Raw genomic sequence first — 17059 nt, forward strand, 5'->3', positions numbered from 1 at the left:
AGCGCTATGTGGCGGTGGTGGCTGGGCAACCAGAACAAACCCAAGCGGCCGAGCTGCCCGACGAGGACGGCTGGCGCACGATTGACGGCCCCATCCTGCTCGACTGGGAACGCCGCCCGCTGCACATCATCCACCCCGATGGCAAAGCCAGCCGCAGCCGCTGGCGCACTTTGCAAACCAGCGACAGCGCCAGCCTGATTGAACTTGAGCCCGTCACCGGCCGCACCCACCAACTGCGCGTTCACCTGCAAAGCATCGGTCACCCCATGCTGGGCGACTCGCTGTACGCCCCCCCGGAGATCAAGGCGCTCAGCCCCCGCCTGCTGCTCCACGCGCAAGAACTCGCCTTTGTGCACCCTTTCACCGAGGAGGCCTTGAACTTTCAGGCCCCGGTGCAATGGTCGGCCCAGTCGCCTTACATGGCCGCCCATTGACGGTGACCTCTCTGGCACTTAGCGTTCAGGGTTTGCCTCTGCCTTGAATGCGACCCGACAGCACACCGCACAGCACCACCAAGCCCATCCCCGTGAAGGCCAGCGCATCGGGCATGTGGTCAAACAGCCACCAGCCCATCAGGGTGGAAAAGCCCACCCCGGTGTACAAAAAAGGTGAAACGACCGACGCCGGGGCTTTGGAAAAAGCCACGATCAGCAGGTATTGGCCCAGGGTGGCGGCCAAGCCCACCACAAGCAGCAGTGTCCATTCGTGCAAGCTTTGCGGCGTGACCCAGGCATTGGCCACCAGCAGCGTGCTCACCGCCCAGCCCACCCAGCCGGTGTAGAGCTGCATCACAGCCGGGTCTTCGGTCCGCGTCATGTGGCTGGTCACTGCCTGAAACACGGCGTAAGTCAACACCACGGTGAGCGCCATCCAGCCCACCGATGGGTCGACCTGCCCACCCGGGCGAATGACCAACATGGCCCCGATCAAGCCACCCACCACCATGAGCCAGCGCAGCTTGGAAACCTGCTCCTTCATGACAAAGCGGGCCAGCGCGGTGAGCGCCAAGGGGGTGAGCATGACAGTGGCGGTGAACTCGGCCACAGGCATGCGCTGCAAGCAGTAAAAAGCCAGCAAGCTGCACGTCACCATGAGCAGGCCACGCAGCAACTGCCAGCGCAGGCTGTGTGTGCGCCACATGGCCCGCCCCCGCAGCGGGGCCAACACCAGGGCAGTGCCCAAGGCCTGCACCACGTAGCGAAACCACAGCACCATCACGGGTGTAACGCTCAGCATGACCCATTTGCTGGTGACGTCACTGAAGCTCAGGCTGGCCATGGCCAGCACGGCAAAGAAGATGCCCGGCTGCATCCAAGCTTGGCTGGACAGGGGGCGTTGAGGGGGGGATGGATTCACAGGCAACGAACAGGTCTCTGGTTGGTGATCTTGGCACAGCCTGAGGCCCGAGGCTGTCACGCAAGGCAAACCGTGGTCAGCCGCCCATCCCGCTCGGCCCAGAGGAACTAAACTCGGCCACCATGTCGACTGAAATCCCTTTTTTCAATGCCCGCATCGCCCCCGATGGCGGCAGTTTTGACGCCTGGAAAACACAAAGCTTGCTCGACTCGCTGGAGCAAGGGGGCTTGCATTGGCCCAGCTCCTGCCGATCGGGCACTTGCCGAACCTGCATAGGCCAACTGGTCTCAGGTCAGGTGCACTATGAAATGGCATGGCCCGGCCTGTCGGCCGAAGAAAAAGCCGAAGGTTGCGTGCTGCCTTGCGTGGCACGGCCCCTGAGCGATGTGGTGCTGCAAGACCCCTTGGCCTGAACGCTGCTCCTGCTGATGCTCAAGCCTCGTCGATACCGAGTTCCTGAATTTTGCGGGTGATGGTGTTGCGCCCGATGCCCAGTTTGTGAGCCGCTTCAATGCGGCGGCCCCGGGTGGTGGCCAGCGCCGATTGAATCAAACTGGTTTCGAAGCGGCGGGTCATCACGTCCCACACATCGGTGCGTCCCGCGTTGAGCAAAGACAGCGCTTCTTGTTCCAGCCCCGACTCCCAGCCCGATACAGCAGCGGCCACGCCTGTGGAGGCCAAGCCCTGCAGATCCACCGCGCCGTTCAAAGCATGCAGGGCAGCTTCGCTGTTCAACTCACCCTGCGCAGGCAATCTACCCGAGGCGACAAGCTCATCCGTACTCACCAGCGCACCGCCCACACCGGACGACAAAGCAGAAAAAGGCACGGCCGCACCGGCAGAACCCGCTGGCAAGGCCAGTACTTCCGGCGGCAAGTCCTTGACCTCAATGACTTGGGCAGGGGCCATCACCGTGAGCCAGTGGCAAATGTTTTCCAACTGACGCACGTTACCCGGAAAATGGAAGTGGCTCAAACGCTCCAGCGCCACATCGGCGATGCGCTTGGGCTCCACGCCCAGCTGCTGTGCACTGCGTTGCAAAAAGAAACGGGCCAATACAGGCACATCTTCACGCCGCTCGCGCAAGGCGGGCAAGCGCAAACGGATCACATTCAGGCGGTGGAACAAGTCTTCACGGAACACGCCTTCTTTGACGCGCTGTTCCAAATCTTGGTGGGTGGCGGCAATCACGCGCACATTGGCCTTGACGGCAGTGTGCCCGCCCACCCGGTAAAAGTGACCGTCTGACAACACCCGCAGCAAGCGTGTTTGCAAGTCAAAGGGCATGTCGCCGATTTCGTCCAAAAACAATGTGCCCCCATCGGCCTGCTCAAACCGGCCCCGACGCGAAGCTTGAGCGCCCGTGAAGGCACCCCGCTCGTGGCCAAAGAGTTCACTCTCCAGCAAGTCTTTGGGAATGGCCGCCGTGTTGATGGCCACAAAAGCTTGGTTGGCACGCGGCGAGTGTTTGTGCAGCGCATGCGCCACCAACTCTTTGCCCGACCCAGACTCGCCCGTGATCAACACCGTGACATGGCTTTGTGCCAAACGGCCAATGCCGCGAAACACGTCTTGCATGGCGGGCGCTTGGCCCAGCATTTCGGGCGCATCGGCCATTTTTTCTTCGGCCACATCTTCACGCTGGCTTTCACCCACGGCACGGCGGATCAGTTCCACCGCCTTGGGCAAATCAAAGGGCTTGGGCAGGTACTCGAAAGCGCCACTGGAAAACGCCGACACGGCGCTGTCCAGATCCGAGAACGCGGTCATGATGATGACCGGCAAAGCGGGCATGCGTTGCTTGATGGTGGCCAGCAAATCCAAGCCAGACCCACCCGGCATGCGGATATCGCTGACCAGCACCTGCGGCCCATCGGCTTCGCTCTCGGTGTCCAGCGCCTTCAAAACCTCGCGCGGGTTGGTGAAACTGCGCGTGGGCAAGCCTTCCCGCAAAAGTGCTTTTTCAAGCACAAAGCGGATGGATTGGTCATCGTCTACGATCCAGATCGGCTTCATCAACGTAGCGCTTTCAGTGTTCACAGGAATGGGCTATCAGGGCAACGGTATCAAAATCTTGAAGTCCGTACGGCCGGGCTCGCTGTCACATTCGATCATGCCGTGGTGCTGTTGCACAAAGGTTTGCGCCAATGTCAGCCCCAGGCCAGAACCCCCTTCGCGTCCCGAAATCAATGGGAAGAAAATGCGGTCCTTGATCGAGTCTGGAACACCAGGCCCGTTGTCCATCACATGCAATTCCAATGCCAGGCGGTAACGCTGCTTTCCGAACGTGACTTGCCTCAAGATGCGGCTTCGGAATGTGATCACCGCGTTGCCTTGTGCAATGCGCTCTTGCAAAGCCTGAGCGGCGTTGTGTGAGATGTTGAGCACCGCCTGAATGAGTTGCTCGCGGTCACCCCGAAACTCCGGAATCGAGATGTCGTAATCGCGCACCACTTTCAGGCCCTTGGGAAACTCAGCCAAGATCAGGGCACGCACCCGCTCGCACACCTCGTGGATGTTGACATCGCCCACCACATGCGGCCTGCGGTGCGGGGCCAGCAAGCGGTCCACCAGGGTCTGCAGGCGGTCGGCCTCGTGGATGATGACTTGCGTGTACTCGGTCAGCTCTTTGTCGCTCAGCTCCATTTCAAGAAGCTGGGCAGAGCCACGAATGCCACCCAGTGGGTTCTTGATTTCGTGTGCCAGGTTGCGGATCAGCTCTTTGTTGGCTTGCGCCTGGTCCAACAAGCGCTCTTCGCGCTCTTGCCGGGTTTGTTGCTCCACAGGCAGCAACTCCACGATCACCTCATCGGCTTGGTCAGACGGTGCCACGATCACATGCACGGGCAATGTGTCTTCATGGTGCAAGCGGCGCAGCTGGGCTTCGTAGCGCAGGGCGGCAAATTCGTTCGACTGCGCGCCCACCAAGGCCGTGACCAAGGGCTGTGGGTCGAGAAAGTAATCGGGCAGATGCGCGTCATACAGTGTGCGCCGGGACATGCCCAAGGCGTCTTCGAGCGCGGCGTTGACAAAACGCACGCGCCCTTGGCCTTGCAACACAGCCACGGGGGTGGCCAACAAGTCAAAAGCCTGAAATCGGGAGGTGGGCGGGGTCATTTGGGGGCTCAATGGGCGCGTGGGTCTTGGCGGGGCCAAGCCTTGTCAGGGCTTGGCAACGGTTGTGGCCATGGGCGTGGCAAGGGGCGTGGCCGGTTTGGGGCCATGGTCCCTTTGCCGCTGCAGGGCCTCGATCTCTCGTTCGGCCCGCTCCATGGCCACTTGCAGCGCAGCCACGCGGTCCTGGTTTTTGGGGGCTGCACCGTATTCCGCTGTGCCGGTTTGGGACAGGAGCATCACCACTTCTTGCGCCCAAGCTTGGTGCTGTTTTTCCAAACGCGCCAAGTCTTGCGCCAATAAGGTGCGCGGACTGACCGCGGTAAGCGCTTGGGGGGGCGTGACGGCTTGGGGCGCAAGCTTGGGCACCACTGGCTGTAGGCGCACACCCAAAATCACGGTGACCGATTGCTCAGGCAGTCGCTCGCAGTGGCTCGGATCGCTCGGGACGTTGGTGTACTCCTGGCCACAGCGGTAAATGGCTTCTTGGGCAGACACGCGATCACCACCGGCCAGACACAGGCACAGGGCCAGAAAAAAAAGGACGGCCGAAGCCGTCCTTTGGGGGATTGCACGGGTGGGTGCAATGCCGTGCATATCCGCTTAGAGCGAGTAGTACATGTCGTATTCGACAGGCGACACTTCGACGCGGCTGCGATTGACTTCTAGCATCTTCAATTCGATGTAAGCGTCGATCCACGAGTCGGTGAACACACCACCTTTGGTCAAGAAAGCGCGGTCTGCGTTCAGTGCGTCCAGGGCCTGATCCAAGCTGGAGCAAACGGTGGGGACCAATTTGTCTTCTTCTGGAGGCAAGTGGTACAGGTCTTTGGTCGCTGCTTCGCCGGGGTGGATCTTGTTCTCGATACCGTCCAAGCCGGCCATCAACAAGGCTGCGAAGCCCAGGTAAGGGTTGCACAATGGATCGGGGAAACGCGCTTCCACGCGGCGGCCCTTGTCGCTGGCGACGTTGGGGATGCGGATCGAAGCGGAACGGTTCTTGGCCGAGTACGCCAACTTGACCGGGGCTTCGTAGTGAGGCACCAAACGCTTGTAGCTGTTGGTGCCGGGGTTGGTGATCGCGTTCAGGGCACGGGCATGCTTGATGATGCCGCCGATGTAGAACAAGGCGAATTCAGACAAACCAGCGTAGCCATTGCCGGCGAACAGGTTTTTGCCGTCTTTCCAGATAGACTGGTGAACGTGCATGCCGGAGCCGTTGTCGCCCGCGTATGGCTTGGGCATGAAGGTGGCGGTTTTGCCATAGGCATTGGCCACGTTGTGAATGACATACTTTTGCAAGAGTGTCCAGTCGGCGCGTTCAACCAAAGTGGAAAAACGTGTGCCGATTTCGCACTGGCCGGCACCCGCCACTTCGGGGTGGTGCACTTCGACCGGGATGCCCACGGATTCGAGAATCAGGGACATTTCGCTGCGCATGTCGTGCGTGCTGTCGACAGGAGGCACGGGGAAGTAGCCGCCCTTGACGCGAGGACGGTGACCGGAGTTGCCGCCTTCGATTTTCGTGCCGCTGTTCCATGGGCCTTCGGCTTCGTCGATGGCGTAGAAGGTGTTGTTCGGCTCGGTGCTCCAACGCACGTCGTCGAACAAGAAGAATTCGGGTTCTGGACCGAAGTAGGCGGTGTCGCCCAAGCCCGATTGCTTGAGGTAAGTCTCGGCGCGCTTGGCGATCGAACGTGGGTCACGCTCGTAAGCTTTGCCGTCTGTGGGTTCGATCACGTCGCAGATCAAAACCAGAGTGACTTCTTCAAAGAAGGGGTCAATGATGGCGCTGTTGGCGTCAGGGATCAACAACATGTCCGAAGCTTCAATGCCTTTCCAGCCCGCAATCGAAGAGCCGTCAAACGCTTGACCGTCTTCGAACTTGCTCTCGTCAAACTGCGACACGGGCGCAGTGATGTGCTGCCATTTGCCACGGGTATCGGTGAAACGAAAGTCAATGAACTTGACTTCGTTCTCTTTCACCATCTTCATCACGTCTGCGACGGTCTTGGCCATCAAATTCTCCTGAATGGAAAGGGGTTAAAAAGCTTGCTTGCAGGTCTTGCAGTTTCTGTGCCAACTTGGCCGCCACCACGTCACCCAACAACCCGTGATTGTGCCCTGAGCCGCCCCGAGTGGGTTCGGGCTCTGCATAAAAAAGGACGTCAGCGCCCCTGACATGGGCCATGGCAATGCACTTTTATGGTGCAATTTTGCATTATTTTGGTGCAATCAGGCCTGACGCACCAATTCGGGGCCGTAATCCAGGGTGAAAGCCTTAAGACCTTCTCGCAAGTCAGCATAAGCGGCCTCGGCAGGGGTCGGTTCGCCCTTGACCCCCAATTCAATGTGACGGCCCCATTGCGGATGGTCCACGCTGGGCAGGCTGAACACCTTCACGCCCGGGTGCGCAGATTCGATGGACTCCATGAGTGGCGTCAAGGTGGCTTCCATCGCACCCAAAACGATCACCGACTTCTCCACATAGGCGTTTTGACGGAAATAGACGCTGTACTGCGCGTCCAGCACCGAGGCGATCATGGGCCAGGCCATCACCGGGAAACCCGGTACAAAGTGCACCGCCCCGCCGCCCTGGCCCCGGCAGCTGAAGCCGGGAATTTTGTTGTACGGGTTGCGAATGATGTCTGCGCCCGCAGGGAAAGTGCCCATGTTCAAGCGATGGATGTTGTCGGGGCGGTCTGGATCGTAAGCCACGCCCTGCTCTTTGGCGGTGTCTTGCATGCGCTCTTGTATCAACAGCTTGGCCTCGGGGTGCAAAGCCAGCGGGACGTCCAAGGCTTTGCCCGCACATTGTCGCGTGTGGTCATCGGGCGTCGCACCAATGCCGCCACAGCTGAACACCACATCGGCTGATTCAAAAGCCCGTTTCAAGGTCGACGTGATGCGTTCAGGCGAATCCCCCACATACTCGGCCCAAGCCAAGGTCAAGCCACGCTCGTTCAGCAGTTCGATGACTTTGGGCATGTGCTTGTCCTGGCGTTTGCCAGACATGATTTCGTCGCCAATGATGATCAGGCCAAAGGTGGGGGGCGTATGGGAAGTCATGGATTCAGGATAATGGAATGGGAGTCAAAAAAGTCGCACGCATGCCCAACGGTCAGGCGCTCGTGCGCGGCACCACATCGGTGACGCTGTCCGATTTGGCCTGAGGGTCCGCACCGAGCCGGGCTGCCGTGTGGGGTGAAGCGGCGGTGTCTGAGGGCGGCACAGCGTCCAACACCTCATCCACCGAAGCGCTTAGGGGCTCTGCACGCAAGGCTTGCAAAGCCGACAGCGCATAGTGCGCAAACCACAAAGAGGAAAACGCAAACACCAAGGTGTAAATCCAGATGGCCACAGGCACCAAAATCACAAAAGCCGCTGCAAACAAGGCACCTGAGGCCCACACCAAACTCGGCGCAGCGCCCATGAGCCCGGTGATCACCCCCATGCTCAAAAAACCCATGCGGTAGCGGGCCATGAGGGTCTCGCGCTCATCGGTGCTGGCAAATTCGGCCAGCACATCAAAGGCCATGACCCGGTAAGTGAGCCAACCCCAGATGAAGGCGGGCAGCAACAAGGCCAGCGGCGGCACCAGCCACATGGGCAAGGTGAGCACCAACGCACCCAGCGCCAGCAGCAGCGAGAAAAAGGTCCACCACAAACCCATGAGCAAACTGCCCCCTTGCTTGCGCTGCAACCCCCCAAATCGCCGCTCGGCCACCAAACGGGTGAGGGCCGGCGTCATCAAAAACGACACCGCCAACAAGGAGGCCACCACCACCAGGGGTGTGAAAGAAAAGATGACGAGCAAGGGCGCCACAACGGTTTTCAGATTGGGCAATCCCACCCCTTCCAGCCAGCGCCAAACCCAGGCCAGCCCCGCACTGTCATCGAGCCAGCCACGCACAAATGTGATGGCCGTGTCCCAATACAAATAGCCCAGCAGCCAGGACACGGCCACGATCAGCACCAAGGGTAAAACCGACAAACCGATCACCCGGGGGTACAGGCAATAGATGGCCGCGCGCCAAAAGGAGTCGATCAGGAGTTTCATGGGTGAAAGCTTAACAGTCAGGCGTGTCCGCAACTCAGAGGGACACCCTCAAGCCCTGCCCATCAACCGCAGCACCCCTTGCCACTGTTGCGCCCAAAAACCCTGCCCATAGTCTCGGCCCTGCTCCACCTGATCCCGCACGCCTGTAGGGTCGTAACGTTGCTGAAAATCGGCTGTCCCAAACAACTGGTCCCACCAAGGCAGCAGCACGCCAAAGTTGCAGCCACCCAAGACTTTTCGGTCTTGCCTGTCGAACTCATGACCGATGCCAATGCTGTGGTGCCTGCGGTGAAAACGTGGGCTGACCCACAGCCGCTCACCAATCGGGCCAAACCACATGCGCACATTGGCGTGCTGGAAGCTCTCGCTCAATTGTCCGATGGCCACCAGCGCCACGAACTGGCCTGGCCCGACCCCGATGAGCAAAGCAAGGGCCGAAACGACCACACTGGTCAGCATGTCGTCCAACAGGTGATTGCGGTTATCGCTCCACATGCTCATCTGGCGCTGCGCATGGTGCAAGGAGTGCAAGGCCCACCAAGCGCTGGACTGGTGCTGCGCCCGGTGAATGGCGTAGTTCACGAAATCAAAAACCACCAGGTACAGCACGAAACTGACCCAGGCCACATCGGTGACACCGGGCCACACGCTGTCCAAATGGAAGGTGGGCCAGCCTTGGCTGCGCAAGACGCCCCAACCCTGTTCCAAAGCGAAGTCGAGCGTGAAAAACATGCCCAATTTGAACAAGCCCAAACGGTGAATGAGTGTGTACAACACATCCACCCCAAGCGCTTGACGGTCTTTTTGCGACTCGGCGGGCCACAGGCGTTGCATTGGGCCGATCACCGTGACCATGACCGCGATTTGCAGCAAACCCACAACCACCCACCCCGCGCCCTCATAAGCCTTTTCCAGCAAATGACCATGCCCCAGAGCAAAGGCGATGGGCTGCAAAACACTTTCAAACAGCGCTTGCTGGAGACCCTCAAAAGTTTCGATCAGAAAATTCATGCCTTCATTGTCTCGAATCCGGCAAAACCGAAGGCGACTGAAGGGTCAAGGGACGTTGGCGAATCCAGTCGCGGTAAGCCGGATGCTCTCGCAAAGTGGCAAAGCACAAGCCGCGCGCCTTCAGACCCACGATCAAGGGCTCCAAGACGGCGGGTGCCCAAGGGTCTTGGCGCGACCAAATGCCCAGATGCGCCATCAAGATATCGCCAGCACGGATGTTCTTGAGCGCCTTTTGCAGCAGCTGTGCGTTGGGGTACGCGCCGCTGGGCAACTCATCGCCCAAAAAACCCGCATCGGCCCAGCCCACATGGGCAAAACCGCATTGCTGCGCCGCTTCGATCAGGCGCGGGGAGGTTTTACCGCCCGGGGCCCGAAACAGCGGCAACGGGGCTTGACCTGTGAGCACCTGCAAGCGCTGGGCGGCCTGTCGCAAGTTATCGCAATAGTCTTTCGCCGTCCAAATCAGGTTCTGGCCGGCCTGCAAACCCGCGCTGGGACGGATGCGAAATTTCTGCACAGCCCCGGAATGGGGCCCCTCTTGCAGGTCGGCACGCCAGTAAGCATGGTCCCATGTGTGGGATGCAAAGGCATGGCCTTCCGCGCCGCGCGCAGCCCACCAGGGTGCCCAGTACTCACCCAAAGTGCCGTCCCCCACCCGGGTTTTTTCTTGCGCCGCAAAAAAGGTGACTTGGACCTGGTGACGCTGAAGCACCTCGGCCATCAGGGGCGCCACGCCCATGTGTCCCGTGTCCAGGGTGAGGTAAACCGGCTTGTCACACAAAGCCGCGGACACAGCGGTGCTGCCCCCGCACAGCACCATGGCCATCAGGCCGGGCCAGGTTTCAATGGCGCGGCGCATGGTCCAGTGTCCACACCCCATGGGGCGATTTACCCACACGGACTTGTCGCACCACTTTGCGCGTGGCGATGTCGATCACCGTGAGTTTTCTGGCCCAACGCGAGGCCACCAAGATCGTTTTGCCATCGGCCGTGATGTCCATGCAATCCGGACCGGAGGGGCCCGGGAACTGCGCCACCACGCTCATGCTCTGGTAATCGATCTGGCTGATTGTGTTGCTCACCCGGTTGCTGACCATGACATGGCGTTGGTCTCCCAGCGCCCGAAAGGCATGTGCGCCCTTGCCTGTGGGGATTTTTTTGACCAGTTGGGGCTGTTTGCCTGCAATGTCGTAAACCTCCACGCCATCCCCGCCCGTCAGGCCCACCAGCAAAAATTTGTCGTCTGGGGTGCCAAACACATCGGCAGGCACAGCACCCACAGGAGAGCGTGACCGCAGCGTCTGCGTGCCCAAATCAATGGCCACAACCTCGTTGCTGTCTTGCATGGTCACCCAAGCCACCTGGCTTTTGCTGTCGATCCACAAATGGCTGGGCGTTTGACCCGTGGGGATGCGCTTGACCAAAGCCGCGTTGTGTCCGTCCCAACGGTAAATGTCCACATGGTTCAGGCGGTTGGCGGCGATCACCAGCCATTTCATGTCGGGTGAAAAACGCAGGTGGTAGGGGTCCAGAATACCGGTGACCGTTCGCTGCACCTGGGCGGTGCGGGGGTCGATAAAGGTCAAGGAATCGCTCATGGCATTGGCCACGATGACCGACTTTTCATCGGGCGTGAGGTACAAATGGTGGGGCTCTTTGCCCGTGGGGATGCGTTTTTTCTCCGTCCAGGTGACGGTGTCGATCACACTGACGTTGCCGTCCAAAGAATTGAGTACAAAAACAGGGGCTTGTGCCTTCGCTGCCAGCGTTTGGAAACTGCAAGCCATCAAAACGAACAACCGAACAACAAAACGCAAATAATTCACAAAAACGCCTTCAAAATCACTGCTAAGTGTAATCGCCACTTTTGTCTATTCCATGCCATACCCTGTTTCCACCGTGGTTGTTAAAAACCAAAATTTGGAGGTCTTGCACCTGCCCAGACACTCGACGGGCCACAGCCCAAACACTTTGGTCTTTTTGCACGAAGGTTTGGGCAGCGTGGCCCTGTGGCGCGACTGGCCGGCCCAGTTGTGCCAGCAGCTTGGCTGTGAAGCCTGGGTTTATTCAAGAAGGGGTTATGGTCAATCCGAGCCCGTGCCCGATGTGCGCGGGCCGTCACGCTTGGTGGGCGAGTCCAGTCAGCGCCAAGGTCGTTTATTGCCCGACTACATGCACCACGAAGCGCTGGAAGTTCTGCCCGCCTTGCTGCAGAGCCTGGGCATTGAAAGACCTGTGTTGCTGGGCCACTCGGATGGCGGCACCATCGCGCTGATTCACGCCAGCCGTTTTGAAGTGGCGGGCTGCGTGGTCATGGCACCCCATGTCATGGTGGAAGACTTGTCCATTCAAGCCATCATCGCCGCCAAGAACGCTTACGAAAATGGCCCCCTGCGCCAACGCTTGGCCCCTTTCCACGCGGATGTGGACAGTGCGTTTTGGCAGTGGAATGATGTCTGGCTGAGCGAGGCCTTTCGCAGTTTCGACATTCGGCCTGAACTGCGGGGCATTTCAGCGCCCTTGCTGGCCATTCAGGGAGAAACAGATCCTTATGGCACGATGGCGCAGATCGACGATCTGGCGCTCGAGCTACCCCATGCGCAGTTGCTCAAACTCGCCGATTGCGGCCACTCGCCTCACCGCGATCAGCCCAAGCTCGTGGCACAGGCCGTGCAGAACTTCATTGAGCAGCTTTAGGGCTTGAGCAAGGCCAAGTCTTCGTCGGTCAACCAGCGCCAATAGCCGGGGGCCAAATCGTTCAAAACCAGACCGCCGATTTGCGAACGGTGCAGCCCCTCGACTCGGTTGCCCACCGCCGCCAACATGCGCTTGACCTGATGGTATTTGCCTTCGGTCAACGTCAGCTTCAGATGCATCTCACTCACCGCCTCGCAGGCGGCGGCTTTCACCGGCTTGGGGTCATCGTCCAGCACCACGCCGCCAAGCAACTTGTCCACCATCTCGGGGGTGACCGGGTGCTTGGTGGTGACCTCGTACACCTTGGGCACATGGTGTTTGGGTGAGCTCATCTTGTGGATGAACTGGCCGTCGTCGGTCAGCAGCAACAAACCCGTGGTGTCTTGGTCCAAGCGGCCCACAGCCTGCACACCCTGCACCGCCGCTTTTTGAGGGCGCTGGCGCAAAGGCGCGGGCAGCAAGGTGTAAATGCTCGGCCAGGTCGAGGGCTTTTGCGAACACTCAGTGCCTGTGGGCTTGTTCAGCAGCACATACGCGTGCTCTTTGAAAGGCCACTCGGTGCCTTGCACCGTGAAGTGCAGGCCCTGCAAGTCAAAAAATTCACCCGAATCGGTGACCGTTTTACCCTGTACTTGCACATGGCCTTGCTGCACCAGTCCGGCACAGACGCGGCGGGTGCCAAAACCCTGGCTGTACAGAATGTCTTCCAGGCGCATGGGTTTGAGAGATTTGGCTTTCATGGGGCATGATTGTCGCCGCGAAACCACCCTGTCATTCAGGATTTGGCATACCGACATTTGCAGGAGACACGGCCGATGAGCACAGCCCTTGACACCCTCAACCGCATGAACGATGCCTTGGCGAACTGCCGCCTTGGCGCTTTGCCGCAACAGGACATGCTCCGGCTGTGGCGACGCGAAGCGGCCAGCCTGCCCTTGCCCGAAAAATTCAGCACCGTGCTCAATGATTTGCTCGACCGCATCGAGTCCAGCGCCTTGTTCAGCGGGGAAAGCTGCTCTTTCAGCCAGGAAGGTCTTTTTGACAACCTGCAACTGTGGGCCGATAAAGCGCGGGCTCAGCTCAACTGACGCCCGCCCTCTCCCAACGACAACGGGCCACTAAGGGCCCGTTGTTTTGTGCAAAGCGGCGGATTACTTCAAGGCCTTGAAACGCACGCGCTTGGGCTTGGCACCCTCTTCGCCCAAACGCTTTTTCTTGTCGGCTTCGTATTCTTGGTAGTTGCCGTCAAAGAACACCCACTGGCTATCGCCTTCGGCGGCCAAAATGTGCGTGGCAATGCGGTCCAGGAACCAGCGGTCGTGGCTGATGACCATGATGGAGCCCGCAAATTCCAGCAGCGCGTCTTCCAGCGCCCGCAGGGTTTCCACGTCCAGATCGTTGGAGGGCTCGTCCAGCAGCAGCACGTTGCCGCCTTCGATCAAGGTTTTGGCCAGGTGCAAACGACCCCGCTCACCGCCCGACAGCATGCCGACCTTCTTTTGCTGGTCGCCACCATTGAAGTTGAAGCGGCCGCAATAGGCACGGCTGGCCATCTGGAATTTGCCGACGTTGATGATGTCCAGACCACCCGAAACGTCTTCCCACACGGTCTTGTTGTTGTCCAGGTCGTCGCGGTTTTGGTCCACAAAGGCCATGCGCACGGTCTGGCCAATCGTGACTTCCCCGCTGTCGGGTTGCTCTTTGCCCGCGATCAGTTTGAACAGGGTTGATTTGCCCGCACCGTTCGGGCCGATGATGCCGACGATCGCGCCCGCAGGCACCTTGAAGCTCAGGTTGTCGATCAGCAAACGGTCGCCAAAGGACTTGCTGACGTTCTTGAATTCGAACACTTCATTGCCCAAGCGCTCGGCCACAGGGATGAAAATTTCCTGTGTCTCGTTGCGCTTTTGGTATTCGTGGTCCGACAGCTCCTCGAAACGGGCCAAACGGGCCTTGCTTTTGGCCTGACGGCCTTTGGGGTTGGCACGCGCCCACTCCAATTCTTTCTTCATGGCCTTGGAGCGGGCATCTTCGGTGCGCTGCTCGGTGGCCAAACGGGCGTCTTTTTGCTCCAGCCAGCTGGAGTAGTTGCCCTTGTAAGGAATGCCGGAGCCCCGGTCGAGTTCCAAAATCCACTCGGCCGCGTTGTCCAGGAAATAACGGTCGTGGGTGATGGCCACCACGGTGCCCGAAAAACGCTGCAAGAACAACTCCAGCCAGTCCACCGATTCGGCGTCCAAGTGGTTGGTGGGTTCGTCGAGCAGCAGCATATCGGGGCGCGACAGCAGCAAGCGGCACAATGCCACACGGCGTTTTTCGCCGCCCGACAACTTGCCGATGATGGCGTCCCATGCTGGCAGGCGCAGCGCGTCGGCCGCGATTTCGAGCTGGTGCTCTGAGGCGTCGCCAGCGGTGGAGATGATGGCTTCGAGCTGGGCCTGCTCGGCGGCCAGAGCGTCAAAGTCAGCGTCTTCTTCGGCGTAGGCGGCGTAGACCTCTTCCAAGCGGGCTTGCGCCGCCTTGACTTCGCCCATGCCACTTTCCACCGCTTCGCGCACGGTTTGCTCAGGGTCCATCACCGGCTCTTGGGGCAGGTATCCGATCTTCAGGCCCGCCATCGGGATGGCTTCGCCTTCGATCTCTTTGTCTATGCCCGCCATGATCTTGAGCAGGGTGGACTTGCCCGAACCGTTGGTGCCCAACACGCCGATCTTGGCACCAGGAAAGAACGACAGGGAGATGTCTTTGAGAATGTGACGCTTGGGCGGCACGATCTTGCCGACCCGGTTCATCGAAAATACGTATTGAGCCATGAATAACTACCTGAAAAAATACCAATAAGGGCGCATTATCCCCGCTTGGCGTGACGCACCCCAAATGCGCATCGCCCGAAGGCAGTGCGCCTACAACTCTCGGCCTGTCTGCTGGCCAGGCCGTGCCGAAAACTGCACCAGGCTGTCCATGGCCTCAATCAGCACACTGGCGTTGCGGCGGCCATAGACCTCGGCCTTGAGCCACACGCACTCGGCTTCCAGCAGATCCTGCGAAGCCAAACTGCACCACCAAACCCGCCCTTCACCGTCCCAGCGGTAGCCCCGGGCCTTGAGCTTGTCTTTGGACTCGAAGGGTGCCCCAGTGGCCCGGAGTTTGTAACGGGTCTGCCCGGCCCCGGCCAGCAAACGGGCCAAGCCGGTCTGCCCATCGGTCAGCGGCGCAGAGAGCACCTGCAAAAGCGCATGGCAGTCCACCTGCGCTCGGTGCGCGTCGTAAAACCAGCCGCGCTCGGTTGCCAAAAACTCCAGCTTGGCCGAGCCGCTGCCCTCTTTCTTCCAGTCGATGCCCTGAAACGAGCAGCCCCAAGCCTTGCGTGCAAAAACCGGGAAACGTGCCTCGACAAACGGACGGTCAAACCCGGCGTTGTGCGCCACGATCAGATCGGCCTGCTCCACCAACGCAGCCACTGCGGCATCGTCGATGCGCAAACCCTTGACCATGCTGTCGTCAATGCCCGTGATATCGGTGATTTGGGGAGGGATCGGCTTGCCCGGGTCTTCAAACGATTCGTAAATGGTGACTGGCCCTACGGGCAAACCTGTGGCCAAGTCCACCAACACCGACAGCATGGCCAACTCGATGATGTTTTCGTTCTTGCTGTCCAAACCGGTGGTTTCGGTGTCCAGCACGATCACCCGCTGCGTGGCCTGCCCATTGACAGGCCCGTAATCGGTGTGCGGCACCAAACGGCGCAACACACGAAAGTCGGGGTGTTCCGCCAAGGTTTGGGCCATGGCTTCGGGGTCGGTGGCCTCTGAAGAAGCCACCACTGAGGCCGGGGTGTTGACAGGCTTCAGAGCCTTGATGGACTGGGCTGCTTGTTCAGCAGATTCGGCTTCGAAGCCGAAAAAACTCATCTGGTCTGTTTTGCTCATAAGCCGAGATTAAACCGCGTCTGCAAGAGGGCGCGCTGCTTCGCACGTCAGAAAACTCCGGCGATTGACAGCGCCATCACCCATCCCGCTCAGTCGAGCTTGATGCCCAAATCCACCGCCAGCTTGATCCAGACAGGCACTTCAGCTTCCCAGTCTTTGCGGGTGCCCGCCAGGTTTTTGGGTTTGTTGGGAATGGCGAAGGTCTCGCGCACCTTGGCCGCTTTGTCGGTGTTGGACCAGGCCACGGCTTCGTCGGCCAGCAGTTTCAACACCGCTTCAGGCGTTCCAGCTGGCGCGACCAAGGGCAAACCACCTTCCAGCGTGACCAGTTTGGCGGTGTCGCCTTGCTCCATGAGGGTGGGCACGTTGGGCAGTTTGGGCGAACGGTAGCTGCCGGTCACGCCAATGGGTCGCACCCCGCGGCTGGCCACGGCGTTGAAGGCCAAGTAGCTGCCGATGGCAATTTGCGATTGGCCCGAAGCCACGTCGAGCCACATGGGCGCTTCACCCCGGTAGTGCACCGACTGGATTTGGGTACCGTGCACCCGATTGGTCTGGTCGGCCACCATGTGCGGGTAAGAACCGGGGGCGTAGGTGCCCATGGACACCGGGTTTTTCTTGGCCCAAGCCACAAATTCGGCCATGTTGTTGGCCGGGATTTTCTCGTTGATGCCCACCACCAAAGGGCCCGATGGGAACACGGTGACCGGCGTCAGGTCTTTGTCGAGGTTGTAGGGCAGCTTGGAATACAAGATGCGGTTTTGCCAAAAAGTGCCCGAGGTGCTCATGACCAGGGTGTAACCATCGGCGGGCGACTTGGCCGCCGCATCGATGCCAATGATGGCCCCGGCACCGGGCTTGTTGTCGATGACCACCGGCACGCCCAGCTTGG

Annotated in this window: 18 protein-coding genes; 4 read left to right on the forward strand and 14 right to left on the reverse strand. The window is 59.8% G+C overall.

Features of this window, described 5'->3' with window-relative positions; translation table 11 throughout:
• A partial coding sequence (locus tag Q0O19_RS10190) for a pseudouridine synthase (RefSeq protein WP_295522633.1) occupies positions 1 to 434 on the forward strand: 434 nt, incomplete at its 5' end.
• Between the two features lie 25 nt (positions 435 to 459).
• Here the strand turns inward: Q0O19_RS10190 and Q0O19_RS10195 are convergent.
• Entirely contained in the window at positions 460 to 1356 is an 897-nt protein-coding gene (locus tag Q0O19_RS10195; RefSeq protein ID WP_295522635.1) for a DMT family transporter, read from the reverse strand.
• A gap of 122 nt (positions 1357 to 1478) precedes the next feature.
• On the opposite strand from Q0O19_RS10195, the gene Q0O19_RS10200 reads away from it, so the two are divergent.
• The gene (locus tag Q0O19_RS10200) at positions 1479 to 1769 is read left to right on the forward strand and encodes a 2Fe-2S iron-sulfur cluster-binding protein (protein ID WP_295522637.1); all 291 of its coding nucleotides are present in this window, start codon (positions 1479 to 1481) and stop codon (positions 1767 to 1769) included.
• A 19-nt stretch (positions 1770 to 1788) separates the two neighbouring features.
• On the opposite strand, the gene ntrC is transcribed toward Q0O19_RS10200, so the two are convergent.
• From ntrC to Q0O19_RS10245, 9 genes are all read right to left on the reverse strand, one after another.
• Positions 1789 to 3372, reverse strand: coding sequence for a nitrogen regulation protein NR(I) (gene ntrC, locus Q0O19_RS10205; RefSeq protein WP_295522660.1), 1584 nt, complete (start codon positions 3370 to 3372; stop codon positions 1789 to 1791).
• A 36-nt stretch (positions 3373 to 3408) separates the two neighbouring features.
• The gene (glnL, locus tag Q0O19_RS10210; RefSeq protein WP_295522639.1) at positions 3409 to 4473 is read right to left on the reverse strand and encodes a nitrogen regulation protein NR(II); all 1065 of its coding nucleotides are present in this window, start codon (positions 4471 to 4473) and stop codon (positions 3409 to 3411) included.
• 45 nt (positions 4474 to 4518) lie between these two features.
• Complete coding sequence (locus Q0O19_RS10215) at positions 4519 to 4968, reverse strand: hypothetical protein (protein WP_295522640.1); 450 nt, start codon at positions 4966 to 4968, stop codon at positions 4519 to 4521.
• A 105-nt stretch (positions 4969 to 5073) separates the two neighbouring features.
• A complete protein-coding gene (gene glnA / locus Q0O19_RS10220) occupies positions 5074 to 6489 on the reverse strand; it encodes a type I glutamate--ammonia ligase (RefSeq protein ID WP_295522642.1) in 1416 nt (471 codons plus the stop codon).
• Between the two features lie 216 nt (positions 6490 to 6705).
• Positions 6706 to 7539, reverse strand: coding sequence for a molybdopterin-binding protein (locus Q0O19_RS10225; protein WP_295522644.1), 834 nt, complete (start codon positions 7537 to 7539; stop codon positions 6706 to 6708).
• 52 nt (positions 7540 to 7591) lie between these two features.
• The gene (locus Q0O19_RS10230) at positions 7592 to 8530 is read right to left on the reverse strand and encodes an EI24 domain-containing protein (RefSeq protein WP_295522646.1); all 939 of its coding nucleotides are present in this window, start codon (positions 8528 to 8530) and stop codon (positions 7592 to 7594) included.
• Between the two features lie 48 nt (positions 8531 to 8578).
• Complete coding sequence (locus Q0O19_RS10235) at positions 8579 to 9541, reverse strand: sterol desaturase family protein (RefSeq protein ID WP_295522648.1); 963 nt, start codon at positions 9539 to 9541, stop codon at positions 8579 to 8581.
• A 4-nt stretch (positions 9542 to 9545) separates the two neighbouring features.
• Positions 9546 to 10367 (reverse strand): polysaccharide deacetylase family protein, encoded by an 822-nt coding sequence (locus tag Q0O19_RS10240; protein WP_295522662.1) that lies wholly within the window; start codon positions 10365 to 10367, stop codon positions 9546 to 9548.
• Between the two features lie 16 nt (positions 10368 to 10383).
• A complete protein-coding gene (locus Q0O19_RS10245) occupies positions 10384 to 11328 on the reverse strand; it encodes a beta-propeller fold lactonase family protein (protein ID WP_295522650.1) in 945 nt (314 codons plus the stop codon).
• A 91-nt stretch (positions 11329 to 11419) separates the two neighbouring features.
• Here Q0O19_RS10245 and Q0O19_RS10250 point away from each other — a divergent pair, with 91 nt between their 5' ends.
• Positions 11420 to 12238 (forward strand): alpha/beta hydrolase, encoded by an 819-nt coding sequence (locus Q0O19_RS10250; protein WP_295522652.1) that lies wholly within the window; start codon positions 11420 to 11422, stop codon positions 12236 to 12238.
• On the opposite strand, the gene Q0O19_RS10255 is transcribed toward Q0O19_RS10250, so the two are convergent.
• Positions 12235 to 12954: a 16S rRNA pseudouridine(516) synthase gene (locus tag Q0O19_RS10255; protein ID WP_295522664.1), complete on the reverse strand. Its 720-nt coding sequence runs from the start codon at positions 12952 to 12954 to the stop codon at positions 12235 to 12237. The two genes, Q0O19_RS10250 and Q0O19_RS10255, sit on opposite strands and share 4 nt — an antisense overlap.
• Positions 12955 to 13134: 180 nt before the next feature.
• Between Q0O19_RS10255 and Q0O19_RS10260 the strand changes: the two genes are divergently transcribed.
• Complete coding sequence (locus tag Q0O19_RS10260) at positions 13135 to 13326, forward strand: hypothetical protein (protein ID WP_295522676.1); 192 nt, start codon at positions 13135 to 13137, stop codon at positions 13324 to 13326.
• Positions 13327 to 13389: 63 nt separating this feature from the next.
• On the opposite strand, the gene ettA is transcribed toward Q0O19_RS10260, so the two are convergent.
• The 3 genes from ettA to Q0O19_RS10275 form a co-directional block, all read right to left on the reverse strand.
• Positions 13390 to 15051, reverse strand: coding sequence for an energy-dependent translational throttle protein EttA (ettA, locus tag Q0O19_RS10265; protein ID WP_295522654.1), 1662 nt, complete (start codon positions 15049 to 15051; stop codon positions 13390 to 13392).
• Positions 15052 to 15141: 90 nt separating this feature from the next.
• Positions 15142 to 16167: a 3'-5' exonuclease gene (locus Q0O19_RS10270; RefSeq protein WP_295522656.1), complete on the reverse strand. Its 1026-nt coding sequence runs from the start codon at positions 16165 to 16167 to the stop codon at positions 15142 to 15144.
• Between the two features lie 89 nt (positions 16168 to 16256).
• Positions 16257 to 17059: tripartite tricarboxylate transporter substrate binding protein (locus Q0O19_RS10275; RefSeq protein WP_295522658.1), on the reverse strand; the 803-nt coding region annotated here is incomplete at its 5' end.

The sequence above is a fragment of the Limnohabitans sp. Rim8 genome (assembly GCF_945869175.1).
GTDB lineage: Bacteria > Pseudomonadota > Gammaproteobacteria > Burkholderiales > Burkholderiaceae_C > Limnohabitans_A.